Annotated in this window: 19 protein-coding genes and 1 CRISPR repeat array (1 of these 20 only partly in view); of the genes, 14 read left to right on the top strand and 5 right to left on the bottom strand. The window is 41.4% G+C overall.

Translation table 11 applies throughout. From position 1 onward, the window contains the following. Positions 1-448 precede the first annotated feature (448 nt). Genes qatA through qatD form a run of 4 tightly spaced genes read left to right on the top strand, consistent with a single transcriptional unit; the run spans position 449 to position 5,459 of the window. Positions 449-2,419 carry a Qat anti-phage system ATPase QatA gene (qatA, locus tag AC23N5_RS24155; protein ID WP_487757587.1) on the top strand — a complete coding sequence of 657 codons (1,971 nt, stop codon included), beginning with the start codon at positions 449-451 and terminating at the stop codon, positions 2,417-2,419. After that, positions 2,419-3,342, top strand: coding sequence for a Qat anti-phage system associated protein QatB (qatB, locus tag AC23N5_RS24150; RefSeq protein ID WP_487757586.1), 924 nt, complete (start codon positions 2,419-2,421; stop codon positions 3,340-3,342). The genes qatA and qatB overlap by 1 nt, the downstream gene beginning before the upstream one ends. Further along, positions 3,339-4,709, top strand: a complete 1,371-nt coding sequence (gene qatC, locus AC23N5_RS24145; protein WP_487757585.1) for a Qat anti-phage system QueC-like protein QatC — start codon at positions 3,339-3,341, stop codon at positions 4,707-4,709. Before qatB ends, qatC begins: the two co-directional genes overlap by 4 nt. Before the next feature lie 3 nt (positions 4,710-4,712). Further along, a complete protein-coding gene (gene qatD / locus AC23N5_RS24140) occupies positions 4,713-5,459 on the top strand; it encodes a Qat anti-phage system TatD family nuclease QatD (RefSeq protein WP_028524501.1) in 747 nt (248 codons plus the stop codon). Between the two features lie 46 nt (positions 5,460-5,505). Here the strand turns inward: qatD and AC23N5_RS24135 are convergent, their stop codons facing one another. The 5 genes from AC23N5_RS24135 to AC23N5_RS24115 all read right to left on the bottom strand — a co-directional run bounded on the left by AC23N5_RS24135 (position 5,506) and on the right by AC23N5_RS24115 (position 8,664). After that, positions 5,506-5,958: a hypothetical protein gene (locus AC23N5_RS24135; RefSeq protein ID WP_487757584.1), complete on the bottom strand. Its 453-nt coding sequence runs from the start codon at positions 5,956-5,958 to the stop codon at positions 5,506-5,508. An 80-nt stretch (positions 5,959-6,038) separates the two neighbouring features. After that, positions 6,039-7,157 carry a radical SAM protein gene (locus tag AC23N5_RS24130; RefSeq protein ID WP_487757583.1) on the bottom strand — a complete coding sequence of 373 codons (1,119 nt, stop codon included), beginning with the start codon at positions 7,155-7,157 and terminating at the stop codon, positions 6,039-6,041. A gap of 163 nt (positions 7,158-7,320) precedes the next feature. Continuing rightward, complete coding sequence (locus tag AC23N5_RS24125) at positions 7,321-7,509, bottom strand: hypothetical protein (RefSeq protein WP_487757582.1); 189 nt, start codon at positions 7,507-7,509, stop codon at positions 7,321-7,323. A gap of 11 nt (positions 7,510-7,520) precedes the next feature. Continuing rightward, complete coding sequence (locus AC23N5_RS24120; RefSeq protein WP_487757581.1) at positions 7,521-8,171, bottom strand: recombinase family protein; 651 nt, start codon at positions 8,169-8,171, stop codon at positions 7,521-7,523. A gap of 223 nt (positions 8,172-8,394) precedes the next feature. Then, positions 8,395-8,664 (bottom strand): hypothetical protein, encoded by a 270-nt coding sequence (locus AC23N5_RS24115; protein WP_487757580.1) that lies wholly within the window; start codon positions 8,662-8,664, stop codon positions 8,395-8,397. 336 nt (positions 8,665-9,000) lie between these two features. Between AC23N5_RS24115 and AC23N5_RS24110 the strand changes: the two genes are divergently transcribed. The 10 genes from AC23N5_RS24110 to cas2 all read left to right on the top strand — a co-directional run bounded on the left by AC23N5_RS24110 (position 9,001) and on the right by cas2 (position 19,761). Continuing rightward, positions 9,001-9,411 (top strand): DUF2958 domain-containing protein, encoded by a 411-nt coding sequence (locus AC23N5_RS24110; RefSeq protein ID WP_487757579.1) that lies wholly within the window; start codon positions 9,001-9,003, stop codon positions 9,409-9,411. Between the two features lie 141 nt (positions 9,412-9,552). Further along, positions 9,553-10,488, top strand: coding sequence for a helix-turn-helix transcriptional regulator (locus tag AC23N5_RS24105; RefSeq protein WP_487757578.1), 936 nt, complete (start codon positions 9,553-9,555; stop codon positions 10,486-10,488). A gap of 765 nt (positions 10,489-11,253) precedes the next feature. Next, entirely contained in the window at positions 11,254-11,937 is a 684-nt protein-coding gene (locus AC23N5_RS24100) for a CRISPR-associated endoribonuclease Cas6 (RefSeq protein ID WP_487757577.1), read from the top strand. Between the two features lie 18 nt (positions 11,938-11,955). Continuing rightward, a complete protein-coding gene (locus AC23N5_RS24095; protein WP_487757576.1) occupies positions 11,956-12,738 on the top strand; it encodes a hypothetical protein in 783 nt (260 codons plus the stop codon). Beyond that, the gene (locus AC23N5_RS24090) at positions 12,735-14,369 is read left to right on the top strand and encodes a hypothetical protein (protein ID WP_487757575.1); all 1,635 of its coding nucleotides are present in this window, start codon (positions 12,735-12,737) and stop codon (positions 14,367-14,369) included. The genes AC23N5_RS24095 and AC23N5_RS24090 overlap by 4 nt, the downstream gene beginning before the upstream one ends. Before the next feature lie 27 nt (positions 14,370-14,396). Then, positions 14,397-15,293: a type I-PGING CRISPR-associated protein Cas7/Csp1 gene (gene cas7p, locus AC23N5_RS24085; protein ID WP_487757574.1), complete on the top strand. Its 897-nt coding sequence runs from the start codon at positions 14,397-14,399 to the stop codon at positions 15,291-15,293. A gap of 7 nt (positions 15,294-15,300) precedes the next feature. Further along, a complete protein-coding gene (gene cas3, locus AC23N5_RS24080) occupies positions 15,301-17,718 on the top strand; it encodes a CRISPR-associated helicase Cas3' (RefSeq protein ID WP_487757573.1) in 2,418 nt (805 codons plus the stop codon). A 4-nt stretch (positions 17,719-17,722) separates the two neighbouring features. Then, positions 17,723-18,280: a CRISPR-associated protein Cas4 gene (cas4, locus tag AC23N5_RS24075; protein ID WP_487757572.1), complete on the top strand. Its 558-nt coding sequence runs from the start codon at positions 17,723-17,725 to the stop codon at positions 18,278-18,280. Between the two features lie 71 nt (positions 18,281-18,351). Further along, positions 18,352-19,437, top strand: coding sequence for a type I-B CRISPR-associated endonuclease Cas1b (gene cas1b / locus AC23N5_RS24070; protein ID WP_487757571.1), 1,086 nt, complete (start codon positions 18,352-18,354; stop codon positions 19,435-19,437). Between the two features lie 60 nt (positions 19,438-19,497). Beyond that, entirely contained in the window at positions 19,498-19,761 is a 264-nt protein-coding gene (gene cas2, locus AC23N5_RS24065; protein WP_487757570.1) for a CRISPR-associated endonuclease Cas2, read from the top strand. Between the two features lie 224 nt (positions 19,762-19,985). Further along, a CRISPR array of direct repeats spans positions 19,986-20,871; the repeat unit is 29 nt; unit sequence CTTTCAATCGCACCTGAGGGTATTGAAAC (it continues 4,870 nt past the right edge of the window).

Here is a 20,871-nt window from a genome sequence, read left to right as displayed (position 1 = left end):
CTTTGATGTTATGTTGATAAATATCCTTGGCTTTTACTTGTAATCGCAACGTAGCTAGTTCTGCCCTCACTTGGGCTTGAGCGCTTTCCTCGTGTGGCTCAAACATCATTCCCTGATTTTTTAGCAACTATTATGGCTAATTAACAATATCGTTTCCAAAGTGATGAGGCTAAGAAAGAAATGGGCTACCTTTTCAGTCCTGCATATACATGTCTCACAGCGTTAGATAATACATTCGTTGGACATTTTCTTCATATTATTACCACAATAGTGCGAAAGCTTCCATTGCTAAAAGTCATATTAAATATCTGAGTTAAGACATTTTTTGCCGCTTAATAACTTTTTTGCAAGGTTCCCTTTAAATACTTGGCAGCTACATTATTTGTTTCTAAGATTGTAAATCAAATACTTTATTATAAATTTTTATTGCAAAACAGCATAACACACCATGATCCTCAGTGATAACGAAACAAAAGTCGATCTACTTAACAGTGAGGCAATTGCCCAAACCATTGTCAAATTAATCAGAGAACGTCCAGAGCGTCCAGTAACCATTGGAGTTCACGGGGATTGGGGAGCAGGAAAATCAAGCGTTCTTGAAATGATTGAAGCAGGTTTGGAAAATGATAAGAAGGTTCTGTGCATTAAGTTTAACGGCTGGCGTTTCCAAGGTTTTGAAGACGCTAAAATTGCATTAATTGAAGGAATTGTTACTGAACTTGTCGATAAAAAATCATTATACAGCAAGGCAAAGGATGAAGTTAAAGACATTTTTAAACGGATTGATTGGTTAAAGGCTGCAAAAAAAACAAGCGGTTTGCTACTTACCGCATTTACGGGAATTCCTTCCTCTGAACTTGTTGAAACGTTAGTGACAGGAGTACAAAATATCGTATCGGACCCAATGCAATATGCTACAAAAGAAAACCTAGATGCTTTAACTGAACAGGCCAGCGCACTGCTTAAAGAGAAAGAAGATGGGAAAAATATCCCAAAAGAGATTAATGAATTTCGAAAATCGTTTGATAAGCTTCTAAAAGCTGCAGGTATTGAGCAGTTGGTAGTGCTTGTTGATGATCTTGACCGATGTTTACCGGATACTGCCATTGAAACATTGGAAGCCATTCGGTTATTCATTTTTACGGATAAAACAGCCTTCGTAGTAGCGGCAGATGAAGGAATGATTGAATATGCCGTCCGCAAACATTTCCCTGATTTTCCTGATACATCCCTGCATCAGGCATATACAAGAAATTACTTGGAAAAGTTGATTCAAATTCCTTTCAAAATACCTATTTTGGGAGAGATTGAGACAAAAATTTATGTGACATTACTTTTAGTCGGCTCAGAAATCGGTGAATGCTCTGAGTTTGATAACTTGATTAAAATAGCACGTGAACGCCTTAAAAAACCATGGGAAAGCCTGCCGCTGAATTCTGAAATTATAAGAAGCACTCTCGGAGATAAAGCATCAAAGGTTCAAAATGCTTTATTGCTTAGTGATCAGGTAGGACCAATTTTAGCCAGCGGAACCAAAGGTAACCCCCGACAAATCAAGCGGTTTTTGAATACTTTACTATTGAGGCACCTTACAGCGGAAGCCAGAGGGTTTGGTTCATCCATCAGTTTACCGGCTCTGGCAAAATTAATGATTGCTGAGCGTTTTATCCCTCGTCTTTTTGAGCAAATTGCCTCGATAGCGGCGAGCGCTCCGAAAGGAATTTGTAAAGAACTCAAGCTTTTGGAAAATCTTACGCTGGAAGTGACAACAGAACCTAATCCTAAATCTGCTCTTGAGTCGGACAATAAACAATTCGCTGCAAAGAAAAAAGAAAAGTCGCCGGAAGAGACCGAAAAATCACAGCCTGTCAATCCGATTGTGTTGGAATGGTCAGCATCTGATAATATAAAAGAATGGTCTAAAATTCAACCTTCTTTGGTAGATGTGGATTTGCGCCCTTATTTGTTTGTTTCTAAAGATCGGAAAGACTTTTTTGGGACCTCTACCTCTTTAGGACACCTTACACTACTGGTTGATAAATTGTTTGGAAGTAGGTTTTCCGTACAAACGTTAGAGGTGGACATCAAAGCCCTTCCTAAAACCGATGCTCAACGCATTTTTGACGAGATGCGCTCCCGAATCATCAGTAGTTCCAGTTTTATGACAGAACCGGACGGTATCGCCGGCCTCACCTTAGTCGTGAAATCACATCAAGAGCTTCAGGACAAATTGGTTGATTTCTTAGAAGGGTTACCAAAACAAAATTTAGGAGCTTGGGTGGTTAAAGGCTGGGATGGAATTATCACCGGAGAGGCTAAAAATCGATTTGATATATTACTTCAAACATGGGCAAAGAGTGGAGACATTGTTTTAAAAGCTGCAGCCGTTAATGTTCAAAAAATATCTAAAGTAAAATAATGGGCACATCAAATTCATATGGCGGCCCAGGAAGAAAAACACCTCTTGTTCCAACGTGGCTCGGAGGAGATTTAGGGCCTCTTCCAGTTCCGCCGCTGGATGAGAATCCACTCAATAAGCCGGACAATACTTCGGGCAAAGAAGAAAATAAGCCTGTTCCTGACCAAAGCAAGCCTTCGATTTCTCCTTTAGATCAGGTTTCCTCTCCGACTTCATTACCTCCTCCCTCATCTGACCGCTACAGGCAGCCCCGTATAAATTTTAACCGATTTGCAAAGTCGGGCAGCAATTCAGGCGGTTTCTTGGGGAAAGCCGTTTCCGGGTACATCTCTAAATCTTCCGGCGGTCCGCGAACGGCAGCAAAAAAAATGGGTTCTTCCCGGCGAACAACCGTCGGATTGGTTAATTTCCTCAATACAGTTAGAACTCAGGGAGAAGAAGCGGCCTTATCCGGCTATAATTTAGGAAATCTGGTCGGTCAATCAATAGAAAATATTTTTCTTGGTCTGATCGATTATATATGTCCTGCAGGAGGAAACGTTGACGAAGGGATTGCACGAAATGCTTTTATTGAAACCATAGCTGATCTTGCTGTAGAGGGAATTACGGATCTAAATGGACTTACAGAAGAACAACTGCGGTTGATTGTTGAAATATATGCTACGCATGCCATTGAAGCTCGGCTTTGCAACGATATCGGAACCAAAATTTGTATCGCTCCTGATAATATACCCTTGGTAGAACGCGCTCAGGAACAATTGCATGATTTTATTCGTCGCGGAGTAGCTGATGCTTTAAATACTATGCAGAGTGATTTCACTAATTTGACCGCAACTGATACGGCAAAATTTGTGGAAGAGATTTATATTGAGTCATTTACTATGTTACAAACGTTAGGGGAAATCGAAAGCGACGCAGAATGAAAAAACACATAGTCATCGGTGTCTTCGGACAAAAAGATAATTTTACAGTTTCTCCGACCTTCGGTGAGACCATCACCCTATTTCCGCTGATTGTAGGGGAAAATACCCTTAACTTCGGTATTTCAGATGCACTAAAAGACTTAATGGACTTAGGAGTTTTCCCTGAAGAAATTGGCCTTGATCTGCTTATTGTGGCCGCCCATGTTTATGCGGCTGATACACGTATTTCAAGGAAAACAGAATCGCAGGACACTTGGACGCGGGAAATACGCCTGATCATTCCGGTTAGCGATATTTCGATTTGGAATAAAGTTTTTACATTGCTCGTCGAGTTGTTAAACTTTTTAACCGGAGATATTTGGGAAATTGAATTCAGACAAAGACCCGAAACGTTTGTCTCAATCATTCCTCAAAGACAGGAAGATCAACCCAAACCGCCTTTCACTAAACTACAACTTTTTTCAGGAGGGCTGGATAGTTTAATCGGAGCCATCAATAATCTTGAAGAAAAAAACACAGTTCCTTTACTAATTAGTCATGCCGGTGAAGGGGCAACAAGTTCCGCACAGAAATTCTGTTATGAAGCACTGAAAACACATTATTCTTCGAAGCCTTTTCAGCGACTGAGACTATGGATGAATATTGCCAAGGAGTCGTTTAAAGGCATTGAATCAGAAGATACCACTCGTGGGCGGTCGTTTTTATTTTTCGCATTGGGTATATTTGCAGGAACCGGACTAAAGCGCCCATTTGTGTTAGAGACACCCGAGAACGGACTCATTGCGCTGAATGTGCCGCTTGATATGCTGAGATTAGGCTCACTAAGTACCCATACTACTCATCCTTATTATATGGGTTTGTGGAATAGTATTCTTAGAGAATTAGGTATAGACGGCCAGATTTTAAACCCTTATGAACAAGAGACAAAAGGAGAAATGATTGCTCATTGTACTAATCCTAAGTTACTTGAAAATATTTTGCCGCATTCATTATCCTGTTCTTCCCCTTCAAAAGGCAGATGGAAAGGACTTAGTATAGGTCACTGCGGCTATTGTCTGCCGTGCCTGATCAGAAGAGCCTCTGTCAAAGGTGCTGCTTTATTTGAGGATAATACCGTATACGCGTTAGCGGACCTTACGGCACAGAATTTGGATCCTTCTCAATCGGAGGGACGTCAAATAAGATCATTTCAATTAGCCATCCGAAGAATTAAAAGAAACCCGGGAATTGTAAAATTACTGATTCACAAGTCAGGGCCATTACCTCAGGATGCCTCCACCCTTATAAAACTTAGTGAAGTTTATCGAAAAGGGATGATGGAAGTTGATGCATTGCTGACTGGGGTAGTAACTCAGCCGAAAGAATAACCAATGAATATACCTTTAGTCGATTATCACTGTCATTTAGATCTGTACCCTGATTTTGAACAGATAATAACAGAGTGTGAAAATAAGCAAATTCATACTTTAACCGTTACAACTGTTCCTGCAGCCTGGCCAAGGAATTTCGCACTTACAAAAAGCTTGAGTTTTGTTCGCGCAGCTCTTGGTTTACATCCTCAGTTAGTAGAACAGTATGGACAACAATTATCCTTATGGGAGCAATACTTGCCTCAGGCAAAATTTATTGGAGAAATCGGTTTGGATGCTGGGCCAGGATATTATAAATCTTTGGAAAGACAAATTGCAATCTTTGAGCAAATAATTAGACAATGTGCTAAGCAAGGCGGAAAGGTTTTAACGATACATAGTATAAGATCCGCGTCTCAAGTCCTGAATATAATTGAGAAGAACAAATTGCTTGAAAATAATAATGCAGTTCTTCACTGGTTTAGCGGAAGCATAAGAGAGGCAAAACGGGCGATTGATATGGGATGTTACTTCTCCATCAACTTAGAGATGCTTTCTAACCCTAGAAATGTAGAGTTATTGAAAATGATACCTCGTCACCGTATCCTGACCGAAACAGATGGCCCTTTTACAACCATAAATGGGCACGTTCAAAGACCAGAAAATGTTTCATTATGTATCGAAAAGATTGCTTCATTTTGGAATTGTTCAACCAATGAAGCTAAAGTTTTTATTGTTAATAATTTAATTGTTGTAGAAAGTATTTAGGCGGAGACAGTTAGTGAATGTCACTACCCTTAGAAATTGAATTGCTCTAAATTTTCCCATCCGTCATATACCTAGAAAACCAATCCAGACTTCTCTTCAAAGTGAATTGGTTATCGTAAATATCACGATAATGCACACGCAACGTGACAAATGCCAATTCTCGACGAACAGTCTCTAGTTGGGACTCTTCCTCAAACGGAGCTAATTCGGCAGCAAATACGTCAAGTGATGCGTTAGGGAGAATTACCTTTTGTAGCGTTTCGTTGACGGGAATCCGTTGGTAGGAACGCGAATCCAACGTCAGGCAATCTTCAATTTTTGTATAGGAATTCCCTTCCTTAAAAAAGGTCAAGCGATTGATAATCATCGGCCCCGTACCGTTATTGACTACTCGGACCGAAACCTGATTGTTGATATCGATTAAATCAATCTGCCCTAACGGTCGGAGTGATTTTTCGTTGTGAACACGTTGAAGATATAATTGATAAAATGTTGCCAAGAGTGCCAGCACTGAAATTGTAATTGCCAAGGGTCACCTGCCATTATCGAAGTGTTCAAAGGCAGAATGCCTTCACCTGATTACATCATTCCGTAATCCCGTAGCAATTTCAACCGTTCCCTCGCCTGAAGCTCATAAATTCGAGGAATAAAAGTATGATACAGGCTGCATTGCGGGTCTTTGCCATTAACTCGGTAAATCGGGCAACCGCTTGTACACACGGCTTTGTATTTGCATAATGAGCAATCTTTGGACTTTACATCCTCATAGTGACTGCCCTGCTGAATCATATCGACCAAATCCAAGTCATCTTCAAATATAGAGTGAGCGGGTTGAGCGGTGTCTCCCGCATGGACGTGACAGTAATTTAGCGTGCCATCGATATAGATAGCCCCGCCCGAGAATCCCGACGCACAGGTCTGAAACCCCAATTCATTTAGTTTAAGGTCACAGAATTGATGGCGACTTGAAAACGACCATCCTGTTTGAATGGCTTCTTCCATGATTGTGTAAGACTCCGATAAGTATTTTTCCAGTTTCTCTGCGTCAATGGCTTCCCCTTTGACAATGGAATAACGAAACGGTACATCCAACGCAACCAAGTAACGGGTCAAATCAGGTAAGCCTTCCAGATTTAGGTTATTCACCACAGTATTGACCGACAAAGGAAGTCCATGGCTTACTAATGCCCGAATATTTTGATGAACTTTTTCAAAGGAACCGCCACCATTTCGAAGTTTTCGGGAGGCGTCATTCGTTTGCCCTAACCCGTCCAACGAAACCCCGTAGCTGATGTTATGCTCCTTGGAGAAAGCAATGATTTCATCCGTCAGGATGGTCAGATTGGTGATAAAGGCAATGTCTAACTTACACCCCAATGCCTTTAGTGCTTCCTTCGCTTCAGGAATGAAGCTCTTCCAGGATTTGAATTGGGTTAAGGGTTCGCCACCTGCCAACCGAAACTTGATGTAACGAATGCCTTTCTTTGTGACCGTTTCTATCAGTTTTCTCAGCAATTGCTGCTTTGTGTCTTTTGACATACCACCAGGTGTATGTAGTGTCGATATATAGCAATAACTGCACGAGAGATTACACCGATTGGTGGTATGAATCCAAAAATTCAGTGACTCAGGAACCTCTGGTTTTTGGGGAAGACTAAAATCGGTATCAAACCGAACGATTTCTGTGGCGCTCAACATTTTCAAATACGCATCTAACCTATCAGACCGAACGGAAAGCCTGTTAGAAATCTCAGTGGTATTGGTTTGTCCGTCTATTGCGCTGAGAATATTGTATTGGGGTTTTGTCAGAATTCTCAGCGAATTCGGATAAGCGCAATTAACAACATAAAAGTGCTCTTCATCAAGAGGTCGTAAGAGCAAGTGGGGTGATTGGATTGGGGTCACAGTCTTCATCGTTGGATGGTGAAACGTAAGAAGTACAATCGCAATTAGTATTAACAGAAGAGATGTTGAGTGCACCTGCTCCGAGCCTATTTTCTAACAGGGCAATGTCATCAAAAAGAAGGTCATTTTCAGTTGCGTAAATCATGATAATGAAGGTTAAGTAATTGTATATTTCAATCGATTCATCAGAATCCCCACTGTGCTCGGATGCCAACGACCATCTCCGCGAAAAGTAGGGATATGCCTTTTATTAAGTTCTCGGCAAACGGCTCTTACAGAAGTGATTCCCTTATTTTTTAATCTTGTAATCATCGGGGATAATTTTTGTGCAAACTCTTCGGCCGCTTTTTTATTGGCGATGGCAAGCACTGTTCCATTTTTCCCCAGAATCACCCCTCGCCGTTTGGCCGCACTCAGCGCCTCTTTCGTATTTTCACTGATGCGTTGGCGTTGGTCTTCCGCCACCGCTGCCAGAATATGAATGGTAAATCGGTTGGCGTGTGGATTATCGGTTACAACAATTTCTACGTTCGATTTAACGATGCCAGCAATTTGCTCTACGTCCCGACCCAGTCGATCAAGTCTCGCAACTACCAGTATCGCATTCGTCTCTCGGCACATGTCCAGTGCCTGCAATAAACCGGTTCTGCCTTTACGGGTTGATTTTACCTCTATAATTTCATGAATAACCTCATACCCGCTAAGATTACAGTAATTCAGCACGGCCATTTGTTGCGCCTCCAGTCCAAGACCGCTTTTACCCTGTCTGTGAGTAGAAACTCGATAGTATGCAATGACCTGTTTCATAGACTTTTCCCCCTCATCTCGTCCAGCGGTTAACCATCGTTTATATTTGAACAGATTCAGCTTAAAATCCCGTTACGCGGTCAAAACAAAAGGCTGTAATACAAGGACTTCTGAGGGGTATAATTTTTGAAAAGAATAGTTTTTGTCCATGGGCAGACGATGGTTTACTCCTAAACAAATTTTACAGCAGGAATATTTTTGGCGTACTTTATCGACCTAAATTTTATTCAAAAAGCTTTCCTTGAGCAATCGGCTTGCCATGAATCCAAAAATCAACTAGGTCTTTTTCTCGGTCGTAGAGTCTGCTTAGTCGGCGAGGCATACCGTAATAGGTATCATTGATATTGTAAGTTGACCATTTGGAGCTTGGCTGCCATTGGCCTTTTTCATTCCATTGATATTCAGTACAAAGACGTTTTTGACCTTCCACCAATCCGCCGTATATCACATACTCTTTTATCACCAATCGCCACAGCGTTTTTCCGATTTTCATTGGGGAGCTTATGTAGTGGATTTTAGGATAGGCTATATTCATTACGTTTTCCTTTTGGCTATGGGTTGCACCTATGCAACCCTGGCTCCCGCCGAGGGTGGGGGTAGCAAACGCAAGGGCGGCCAAGACGGAGGGGAATCACCCAACCTGCACAAAACACCGTGAAGGAAGGTAGGGGACACGGTCAGGGCCGTTTATCGGTGACCCTTGTGGCGCGAGGGGAAAGCCCCCTTAGACGAGTTTATTTCTCATTAATCAAACACCTCTGGCCCATTCTGTTTTGCAGAGCTAGTTTATGCTGAAAGTCGGTTTTTTTTTGATAAAGGTAATTACCTCATGTCCCGACTTATCCCCGCTGAACTCCGCGAAAGAATGATTGAAAATGCACGGGACGTGCTCAAAGGACGAGCAGAAGACCATCCACCCGTTGTTAAATTATTTTCTGTAGCTGGCAGTGCTACTTGGCTTTTGAGCGAATTAAATCCTTTTGAGCCTACTATTGCCTTTGGTTTGTGTGATTTGGGAATGGGCTTTCCTGAATTAGGTTACGTGTCGTTGGAAGAGCTTGAAGGTATTCAGCACCCTTCTCTTCCCATCCCACTGATTATACGAGACGAACATTTTGAGGCAGAGTACCTGATGAGTGTATATGCAGAAGCGGCACGTCAGCATCAGTGTATCACTGAAAACCCGGTACATTTGCAACAGGCGCATCAAAAACTGCAACAATCATTGAAACTACACTAATAACCATTTGTTGCCTATTTATTGGTTTACTCTTATTAGATAATACAACAAAAGCCGTTTAATAAATTTTAAACTATTTATTTGTCCACTTATAGAAACTATACTACTTTTCAGCCCAAAATCTATATAACTATTTGACACTTGACGTTAGCTGCTACTCTCCGCCGCCACTGGTGCATCATTCGCGCCATCCAACCTCCGTTTGTTTATCCTTCAAAAGAAAAACTCTTTGACCTTGTCCGAGAAGAAGGTTTTTTGGATTATTCTGAAAGCTCTTTTGAACGAGATAAAAAAGACATCAATGAACAATATGGTATCTATGTCCGATACAGCAAGCTCCGAAACGGTTATTTTATTGATATCAGAGAAGCTGATGAAGATATTACTGATTTTAATGGATTTCTTGACCTACTTGAACGCCGAGAACGAGTCGAATTTGTCAATCAGACTCTTACTGGAGTACGAGAAATAGGAAAATATCTACAATTAGAGAAAAATCCTGATTTTTCAGGAATTAGCCATTTGCCTATACTCTGGGAAGCCATGCGTGCACAAAGAATCATTGCGTTTGGATATAGTGCTTACGCTCAAACTCCCGCACCTGCTCAACTGCGCTTGGTAGAACCAGGACTATTGTTCGAATACAAAAACCGTTGGTATTTGGACGGCTGGGACATCAATAAAAATGAGGTGCGGACGTTTGGCCTCGACCGCATGACGAGCCTTCAACTTACGGATAAGCACATTTCACAAAAACGAAACCATCAATACCGTGCGATGCGTCAACATGTCATTGGTGTTAACTCCGCACCCAACGACGAGCCCATGCGAGTAGTATTGCGCCTGACAGCTTTGCAAGCCAATTATCTCCAATCACTTCCGTTACATTCATCTCAACGGGTGCTTCCACAAATCTCCCCCCAATACGTCGATTTTGAGCTTTTCGTGGTATTGAACAAAGAACTTGAGATAGAAATTCTTGGCATGGGCGAAGCCGTGGAAGTGATAGAACCTGTGGAATTGAGAGAGAAGATAAGGGATAGGTTAAATAAGTGCCTATGTCTATATTTAAAATAGACTTGTATCTTCAGAATAACTTAAATTTTTTTAAAAAATCTTGCAAAGATTTAGGAGATACTCTAACTTTGCAAAAAGTTAATCCGTAAATATTTCATTGTAATTTTTTTAACAATTTAATTTTTTTTGAAAAATGTTTAAAATTTTCATTACATCCGACTTGCCTAGGAGTCTCAGTAGAGACTTAAGATTAGTTACCAAGTTCAGCAAAGCTAAAATCACTCATGCGAACAGTCTTCACTTGCAGCGAAGCTCATGTGATGAAATTCAAGCCTATCTGAAAAATAATAACTTCGAACTGATAATTACCAAGTCAAAGCAATTTTGTGCTAGCCCAGAAATAGAAGGGCCGAAAATTTTGTGCTTAAACGGAAATATTGGGAAAGTATCATTGAACAAAGTTATTTTGTTACATTCTAAGGAAATACTGACGTTTGTACAATCGCAAGATAGGGTGTTATTTTTGGGGCAAGATGTCAAAATTGTAGCTCTTTTACAATCAATCGCCCATGTTGGATAGTATCTGACATCATTTATTTTTACTTGAATATTACCAATTAAAACGATTGGCTGTATTCAAGCATACGTAATTAATCGCACTTAACGGTATTGAAATTAAATATTTCATTGTTGTAGTCAAACTTCTACTTTACTTCAATTGCACCCTTCGGGTATTCATTTTAAATTTTTCGAAATATTACCGATGACTCCCACGATTTGAAAGTCATCCCCTCTAATCTTTGACACATCAAAACTAAAAATGATATGCGAATACAATTGGTATTGAGTCCAAATATACAGCCTGTGCCTTTTTCTTATTTGCAGGATTTACGAACTGCACTACACAACTGGCTAGGTCCTAACGACATTCACGACGATTTAAGTCTTTACAGCCTTGGTTGGTTAAAAGGAAGCGAAAAAATTGGACAAAGGTTACATTTCCCACAAGGTGCGACTTGGGATTTGGGGTTTTACGACAGTGATTTGGGTTGGGCACTGGCCAAAGGTATTATCAAAGATAAGCACTTGGCCTATGGTATGACCGTTGAGAAAGCATTGGAAGTGCCGACTCCACGTTTTGAGTCGCCAATGCGGTTTGCGGTAGATGGAGCTGTTTTGATACGGGACAATCGTGCCGACGGTAGCCGCGAATGTGTACTGTGGAACGACATTCGCTCGGAGGTTTTACTGACTGAAAAGCTTATTCAAAAAATGAAAAAAGCAGGGTTAGCAGAAAAACATCAGCAAGTAAAAGTACGTTTCGACCGATCCTATTCCAAAGCTCGTGAGAAAGTAATGACAGCCAAACGCTTGGAAGGTGGCAAAGATATTCAACATAAAGGTAGTGTCTGTCCAATAATTGTAGAAGGAACTACCGAAGCTATTGAATTTGCATGGTTGGTCGGAGTAGGCGAATTAACTGGTAGCGGCTTTGGAGCACTCGTTTAATCTTTAACTTTCAAAAACATGGAAACCATTGATTTACAGTTTTTCTTAGAACCTCCTGAGTTGACGGTAAAAGGACTATTGACTATTGAAGCTTTGGCGCCGCTCTCTATGGTGGCAGCGCAACCTGGAAAATATTATAGAAGCCAACCACATCCGACTAATCATATGCTTTATGGATTATTGGAGAATGCCCTTGGCTGGCATCTGCACGATGTTATGCGTAAGCAAACAATAGATGGATTAAAGAAGCAACTCAAAAAGAAATTTAAAAAGGATACAAATTGGTCTGATTCTGAGTGGATTACATCGAGGCCAGAAACCTCTGAAGTAGGCTATATGAGCCTACTTCAATACCATGTAAAATTCAGGAGTACGATCATACAACCTGCCATAAGTAGTTATGATGACTTATGGTCACAGCAATTGCGAGACACTGGACGTTCTTTTTTTGGTGGAAGTAAACATTATGATGCTTCCCTTTCAGAACTTTTAAATCGGGAAAAACAGGGTCTCATCGAGTTTGGAGATAGAGCTGAATTTCAAAATTATACGGATGAAGAGTTGAAAAATCTGCCTGATGGAGCGAAAATTAAGTACACGGCTATTCGCTCAAAATTTCCACAGTACTACGTTAGTCCAACGGTGCGAGAATACGTAATACCGAATAGTCCCTATCTGATTGGTTTGGACACTACTACTACCATTTCAAAATTATTAAAACAGGCATTTGAAAACCCTGCCGCTCCTCTGTACTTAGGTGCAAACGATGGATGGGTAGAAGCAAACTATCAGGAGCTATGATAAACTTAGATTTTTTGCATCCCTATCCGCGATATGGGGTAGCAGCCGCCTTACTCGAAATGCGGGAAGAGTTTGAAATAACGGATTTAAAAGACCTAAAAACGATTGCTCGATTTGCTGCCGAAGCCATTGAGCGGGCGTTAAATCGCTATACATTACGTACTGAAAACAAACCGTTGGATGAAGCAACCACTATTTTGAAGTTTGATTATTTGGAAGGGAAAAAGGTAGATCCTGGGCAGAAAAGTGGTCAGACAGCAGGAAACGGTTATTACTTAGCACCCCATGTTATTACCAATGATAAGTCATCGGCTAATACAGTAGCGGAAGCGCGTAGTATTCGTGAATTACTTTTGAAAACGAAAGAAGAGGATTTGCTAAAACCACAGCAAAAGCTAAAAAGGTCTTTCGCTCCTTTAACTTCCAAAATCAACAATGGGAAACAATCCATGGCGGAACCGAAAGCTAACCTTTTGGAAACGGCATTTACGGTAATAGCAACACTCACAGAATTTAAACCAGCCGCTCAGGTCTTTGGCAATAAGGGAGCCTCAAATGCAACTATCATTCCTGATTTGCCTCTAATCGGAATTGATTCAAATCCATTGATTGATTTCGTTCGATTATTTGCTGATTTACAATACCAAATTGGTAAGAATTTCAATGGAAATACGTCGCCTTTTCACAGTGTAGTTGATCCAAAAGATAGGAAATATCGTCGTCCGCCCATTTTCAGAGGTAATTACCCAAATGCTCCGCGTGATGGTTCATTGGGGGTGGTTTCATTGGTAGCAGCGATTGGATCATGGGTAAGGATAGGAGAGTCCTTTCGAGGAGACAGCCGTGCCGCCTATGCTACCCGCGTATTGGATTTATTAGCTAGTCACCCTTTGTATATCGTTTCCTACGAGGAATACCGTCAAGAATCTTTTGGGCATCATCTGGTAAAAATTTCATTAGAAGAAAACTTACCAGCACTTGTTCAGTCGGCGCATCGTGCGAAATTGTTTGGGGTAGAGAAAATGGATGACCCCAAATTCAAATTATACAAGTTTTTCTTTGATCGTTTTTTACAACAATTTTCCCAACCCGCATTTCGCGATTTTTTGGCCACCCGTGCCGAATATCCCAATAATTTATCACCGTTAATCGAGCAATACATGGCAACTGAACACCAAAACTTATCCCCTGAGTTGATAAAATCAGCTCGTGCCTATGGGCAATCGCTTAATCGTGCGGCATTTAATGCAGCAAAAAAAGAGGAAACAGAGGATTTAAAGAACGGCAGAGCGGCCAAACCGTTGCAGGAATACAAAAATCGAATTTTGGTACAGTTTGAGAGTACAATCCTGAGCGCAAAAAGTCCCGTGGCTTTACTCTCGCAGATGAATATCATTTCAGGGCGTCTAACTGGTTTTGAAATTGGCAATGAGGCGGGATTATTCATGGAAACTGTAGCAGGCTGGCCACCCACAAAAGATAATACTTCATTGGCGCAAGAATTAGTAACCGCATTTATGCGCCTAAGTTCTTATGTGGCACATGATAAACCCGACAATGGCAATGAAAGCTCTACGTCTTCAGTTGAGAACGATCCTTTGAGTGATGACATACCTGGTGAATTAAACTGATTTACGAAATTTTAAAATGATAATACAATGAAAATCAAATCAATTACTGTCACTCTTTTAGCTCCAATGAATGACCATGCAGCCAACCGTGGTGAAAAATTGTTGGGAAATGCTTCATCTATCAAACGCCGTCGAGATGGGCGGGTTTATATTTCTGGTCAAATGCAACGCCATGTATTATTTAGTGCCATTGAGCGAATCAATGAAGATGACCCCAATGGTGCAGGTACTTATGTCGCCAATGGCGATGGAACCTCAACTAATGTAAAAAAAGATTTACGCAGCGATTTGGGCGGGTATTTAGACACAAATAAAGATGATTATTCGGGACGACGCACAGCCCCCGTTTCAGCCACACCTGCCGTCGCACTTGAAACAAGTGAGATTAGTCGTGATTTATTGGTACGTCTCAAAATGAACGAAGACAAAGATTCTGGACGCAAACAAGCACTGGCTACTAACGAGTTTAGTGAAAATGATTTGATGAATATGAGTTTTCATTTAGATGTGTCTGCCGTTGGGGTCACTAAATTATTTGAATATGGTGATAATGAATCGCATCTAAGCACGAGTTATTTGGATCATTTGGCAGATAACCCAAACGAACGCAATCGCCGTATTAACTTGTTTCTGGAAGCTACGCGTTCTATGACCGATTACGCCAATCAGGCACGTAACGCCACTACTGGTGAACCACAGAAAGTATTGATTGTACTGGATACTAAAATGAGTCGAAAAGCGAGCCGCTATTTTACAAGTTCATCGGATACAGAAAAACAGCGGATTTTGGAAGAATTAAAAAATAGAGATGCTCTTTATTTTCTGGGTGATGATACGGATTCCTCAGCGATGAGTGTAGATGAAGCCTATCGAAAAGCACATGAAGCCCTTACGGTGAACGAACTGTATAATCCGGCAAAGTAATTTCTGTATGGAACCTCTTGCCAAACCCTCTGGTATCACTTATCGAGAACATCGACAACATGTTTTCGATGAAGCCGAAAAGCTTTTATCCCCAAGTACTTTTTGGGTCAAAAAGTATAAAATGCTCACCCAGGGTGACCTCCAAAAGCAAGTCCGAAGGGCAGTATGGTGGCACGATGCGGGAAAATGCCATAAAAAATGGAGCGAAGCCTGCCGAAAAGATTATGAGTTATACCAAAAATGGCGGCAAGACACTGGCTTGCCGCCTAATGAGGTCAACGCTACGGATTTCAAACGCTTTGAATCAGAGATGCGTAAGAAAAAAATAAGTAGCAGTCCACACTTAATGAAGGCTAAGTTGAGGCATGAATTTGATTCCTTACAAAAAGCCATCACCTATTTCGAAAAATCAGAACCGCTGAGTCTTGCTGAAATGGTAGCCATTGCCGCGCACCATGGCAAACTGGGTATAAAATATAAAGAGCGTTGGGAAACTGACGGGAAAGGTAAAAATGACAAAAAAGGGCCATTTTCAGAATTGTGGGACAAACTGTACACCGAATCAAGTTTGCTCATTCCTGTAAATAAACAGGAGTGGGAGAAAAAAGTAATTGAGCGTTATAAAATTGCGGGAGTTAGGGCTTTACTTCGACTAGCCGATACACGTGCAAGTCGTTTAGAAAGTGGTGAATCTGTGCCTGATATAAAACAGTTTACCTATGAATTTATTCACCCTCAAAAAAATGGGGTTCAAAAAGTAGCAGAAGAAGTTGCAGCCAACCAAACGGTTAGCATTTTACGCGCTCCAACAGGGAGTGGTAAAACTGATGCAGCTTTGCTTTGGGCAAAAAAACAAATAGATAATGGTCATGCTGACCGACTTATCGTAGCTATGCCCACCCGTTTTACGTCTAATGCGTTAGCAATGAGCGTAGATAAAAACAAAAGTTATAGCTCAACTGGGCTTTATCATTCAAGCGCTTGGTACAATCGGTATGGTAATATTTCAGATTCTGAAAAAAGCAATGCTCGTGAGTTGCATAAGTTAGCGCAATTGTTAGCTACTCCAATTACTGTTTGTACCATTGACCATTTACTACTTTGCCTCACGGGAACGAAAGAAGATTATCATACAACCTTCTTTTTTTTGGCAAATAGTGCCGTTGTATTTGACGAAGCGGATTTCTATGACCCATTCATTCAAGCCAATTTGTTGGTTTTGTTAGAGACACTCAAAATCTTGCATGTCCCCGTATTAATCATGAGTGCGACAGTACCAGATTCTTCGCTGACTTTGTATGGTTTAAACGAGGTTACTGATAAAATTTTGGATGTTCCTGCTGAAGCAAAATCGCCTAATCGCTCTATTGTTTGGCGTGGCGAAGCTGAAACGCCCGAAGATGTCGAAGGTATTTTAAAAGGAATGGTTCGTCAGCGTACTGGAATCGTATATGCCAATACTGTGGATAGAGCCTATGCCTACTATGAGTGGTTCAAAAAGCAACATAGGCGAGGCGGGCCAAAGCCTATTCTTTATCACAGTCGCTTTACCGAACCTCATAAAAAAAATATAGAAGATGATTTGATTAAAGCCCTTGGCAAAGAGGTATGGCACAATGGGAAGGCGGAAGGAATCGCCATTTTGACCCAAATAGGGGAAATGAGTGTCAATATCAGTGCCCCAATAATGCTGTCTGATGTATGTCCGTGGGATAGATTAGCCCAACGGGCTGGTCGTTTAGATCGCTTCGGATTGTCGCCAAATGGGGGAATTTTGTATGTTGTTGAGCCAATAAAAAAAGGGAAAACTTATCCCGCTCCCTATGGTGAGCCTCAAGGGGGAAAAGGATGGCTTCCAGCTGAGGCATTTACACAGACACTCTGTGAATTAAAGGAATCATTCGATGAAGTACCTCAGCAAATTACCGCCCAAAACTTCGTGGACTATGTCAACGGTCTATACCCGACTCAATCTGAGTTTGAAGGTAAAATCAAGCAAAATCGGGATAGATTAAAACGCCTGATGCGAACTAATTGGATGATTGTTTCGGAGCAATATACAGACGAAGAAGACGCATCTGTTTCTGGAGAATGGAAAAGCCGTGATATACCTCAGCAAGAAACTGTTTTTGTTTCATTACCTGACTCAGCAGAAGGTTACCAGGATGATAAGAATGCCTACCCTTTTCGCAATTGGGATGATTTTCGATCTTATCAGCTTGAGTATGGTATTAGTTGTCCCATTTACACTATTGAAAAGGCTAAGAAATTAGGGCAACTAATTTCGTTCAAATACCAAATCGGTGATGATGATGAATTAAAAGTGCTATGGGTTGCGGCAACAGGGATTTATCAGCATGACACAGGGTTGGCCACATTAGGAAAAGGAGAAAAAACAGATAGAGCAGAAGGCGTTTTAGGTTAAAAACATGGAACAATTAACTACCCCCTCCCCCCGCATTGGCGGAATGCTCGTAGGGTACTACCAAATTTGCCCCCGAAAAGCGTGGTGGTCGTTGCGGGGGATTTGGATGGAACAAGAATCGGATACGGTAGCATTGGGACGGTTATTGGATGAAACTTCCTATGCTCGTGATGATAAACAAATACAAATTGAGGCCGAAGCCCCCGACGGTACCCATTTAGTCGGTAAAATTGACCGAATGAAACTCAAACAGGGTGTCTTACACGAAACAAAAAAAGGTCGCTCGTGTGAGGAAGCTCATCGATGGCAAGTGCGATTTTACCTATGGTTACTTTACCTCAATGGGGTTAAATGCTCCGATGGGACACCTTTTACAGGACAGTTGGATTATCCGTTATTACGCCGCACCGAAAACGTAGCACTTGAAGCGGAACACATTCAAGTACTAACCCAAACGGTTTCCAATATACGACACTTGGCTGAACAAGAATCGCCACCTGCGACACTTTCAAAGCGGGATTTTTGTCGAAAGTGTTCGTTTGAAGAATTGTGTTTTGGTTAACGCCATGCACCTTTTTGTTTCCATCATCACACTTGAATATGATACTTGCAGCATGATAACCACGTTTTAAAATGAAAAGACCTTATTATTTGTTCTCTAGTGGGCGATTAAAACGGCAGCATAATACCTTAGCTTTGGAGAAAATGACAGGAGACCGACTTCCCGACGATGCTCCTGGCGACGAAGCCCTACCATCGGCAGAAGCTGACGGGGTGCGAACTCCATTTCCCGTCGAAAGTGTAGATAGTTTATTTTTGTTTGGCGAAGTCGATATTAATTCAAAACTAATTACTTTTCTAGGACAACAAGGTATTCCCGCCTTTTTTTATGACTACTACGGCAATTACACTGCCACTCTCTACCCACGCGACAATCAACTTTCTGGACATTTAAAGGTACAACAAGCACAGTTTTATTTGAGTGCTAAAAAGAGGCTCGTTTTGGCGCAAGCCTTCGTTGAAGCAGCCTTATTTAATATTGAACGAGTTATCAAATATTATCAGCCACGATTGGAAGGGGAGGCACGCGCAGCTGTACAAGCAACGCTTTTGGCACTCACTCGCGACCGTGAAGCATTGCCGCAAACGACAGATATTCAAAGTCTAATGGCCGTCGAGGGCCGCATACGTGACCGTTATTATCGGTTATGGCCCTATTTTTTGGGTGAAAATGTGGCGCACCAATTTCCTTTTACCAAAAGAGAAAGAAGACCACCTTCCAATGAATTGAATGCCTTGATTTCTTTTGGTAATTCGATTTGTTACAATACTGTACTGCGTCAAATTTACCGTACTGCTTTGGACCCTACTATTGCTTTTTTGCATGAACCTGGTGAGCGACGTTTTTCATTATCACTAGATATTGCGGAAGTGTTTAAACCATTGTTGGTGGATAGAGCTATTTTTCGGCTTTTAAAAACGGGTGAAATTAGCCCCAAACATTTTGAAAAACATCTGGGTGGATGCTATTTGTCAGAAACTGGACGCAAAATTTTTGTAAAACATTGGGATGAACGTCTAAGCCAAACCGTTCAACACCGTACTTTGGATCGTAAAGTCTCTTACGAACGTCTAATTCGGATGGAATGTTATAAGCTTGTACGTCACTTTTGTGATTCCGTGAAAGAGCCTTATCAGGGTTTACACATGTGGTGGTAAAATGTTGAATATGAATTATCAATCAAGTTCATTGACGTATTGTGAAATCATTTTTGATATATGCCTTATTTTATTGCCGTCTATGATGTTAATCAAAAGCGAGTTGGAAAAATGTTGAAGTTGTTTCGACGCTACTTAACGTGGATTCAAAATTCAGTTTTTGAAGGCGAGTTGACAAACGCCCAATTTAAAGCATTGCAATTAGAGGCCGAAGAACTGATGCAGGAAGGGGATGGGGTTGTCTTTTACCAAATGCGAGATGAGCGTTACACAGAGCGAATTGCGCTAGGAGAAGAAAAAGGTCAACGAACTCGTTTCCTTTGAGTTAGGCTAATCCCATGTCGTCGTCCACGTTGTTTCCTATCATTGTTAGGGTTCAAGCTGCTGTTTCTTTTCAGTGAATTTTGTCTAAGTTTTTGTAAATGAGACAAGTAACTAAAGTCGTCAGCCTACAGTAATTTTTACAATTCTGTAGATTGACGACTTTTTTATCGTATTTTTGAAGCAAAATCGGCCTCAAAACGCTCTAATCAGCGTTTTTGTAGCGGCTTTCAATCGCACCTGAGGGTATTGAAACTACGTAATACACGCCGTCTCCTTCGCGATTTACAGTACTTTCAATCGCACCTGAGGGTATTGAAACTTGCTGCTACCGAACCGCCCGTTGCGGCTCCTGCACTTTCAATCGCACCTGAGGGTATTGAAACTGATTTTGCAAGCGTGATTGATTGCCGATTATTCACTTTCAATCGCACCTGAGGGTATTGAAACCGCGCGTATTAAGGCTAGTATTGTGGCATGGGAACACTTTCAATCGCACCTGAGGGTATTGAAACTAAAGAAAAACCCAACTGAATTTGAGTGTGTGAAAACTTTCAATCGCACCTGAGGGTATTGAAACTTCCGCTCCCTGTGTTGTTAGGTGGTTGGGTTTCTGGCTTTCAATCGCACCTGAGGGTATTGAAACTTACATACTTCGGTTCGGGTTCGTCCTCCGTACTTCTTTCAATCGCACCTGAGGGTATTGAAACAAGCCTTGAAGCTGATGCCATACGTGTCTTACGCTGACTTTCAATCGCACCTGAGGGTATTGAAACCGAAAAAGTGGACAGCTACAAGCCTGTTATTTCAGCTTTCAATCGCACCTGAGGGTATTGAAACACGCTTATCGGATACTTGAAGGACGGAAGAACAGTAACTTTCAATCGCACCTGAGGGTATTGAAACACATTGAACACGTATTCAGCCAAATCGAAGCACGTGGCTTTCAATCGCACCTGAGGGTATTGAAACTAACCTACGGAGCTGGCGGAAACGGCGGTATAAAAGCCTTTCAATCGCACCTGAGGGTATTGAAACAAATAAACGTGCTTTGTCCTGTGCGCTGTGCAATTGCTTTCAATCGCACCTGAGGGTATTGAAACTTCGAGATAA

It is taken from the genome of Runella sp. R5_40 (genome assembly GCF_057652295.1).
Note: the sequence above shows the minus strand (reverse complement) of the source record. Positions and strands in the feature narration are given on the sequence as shown.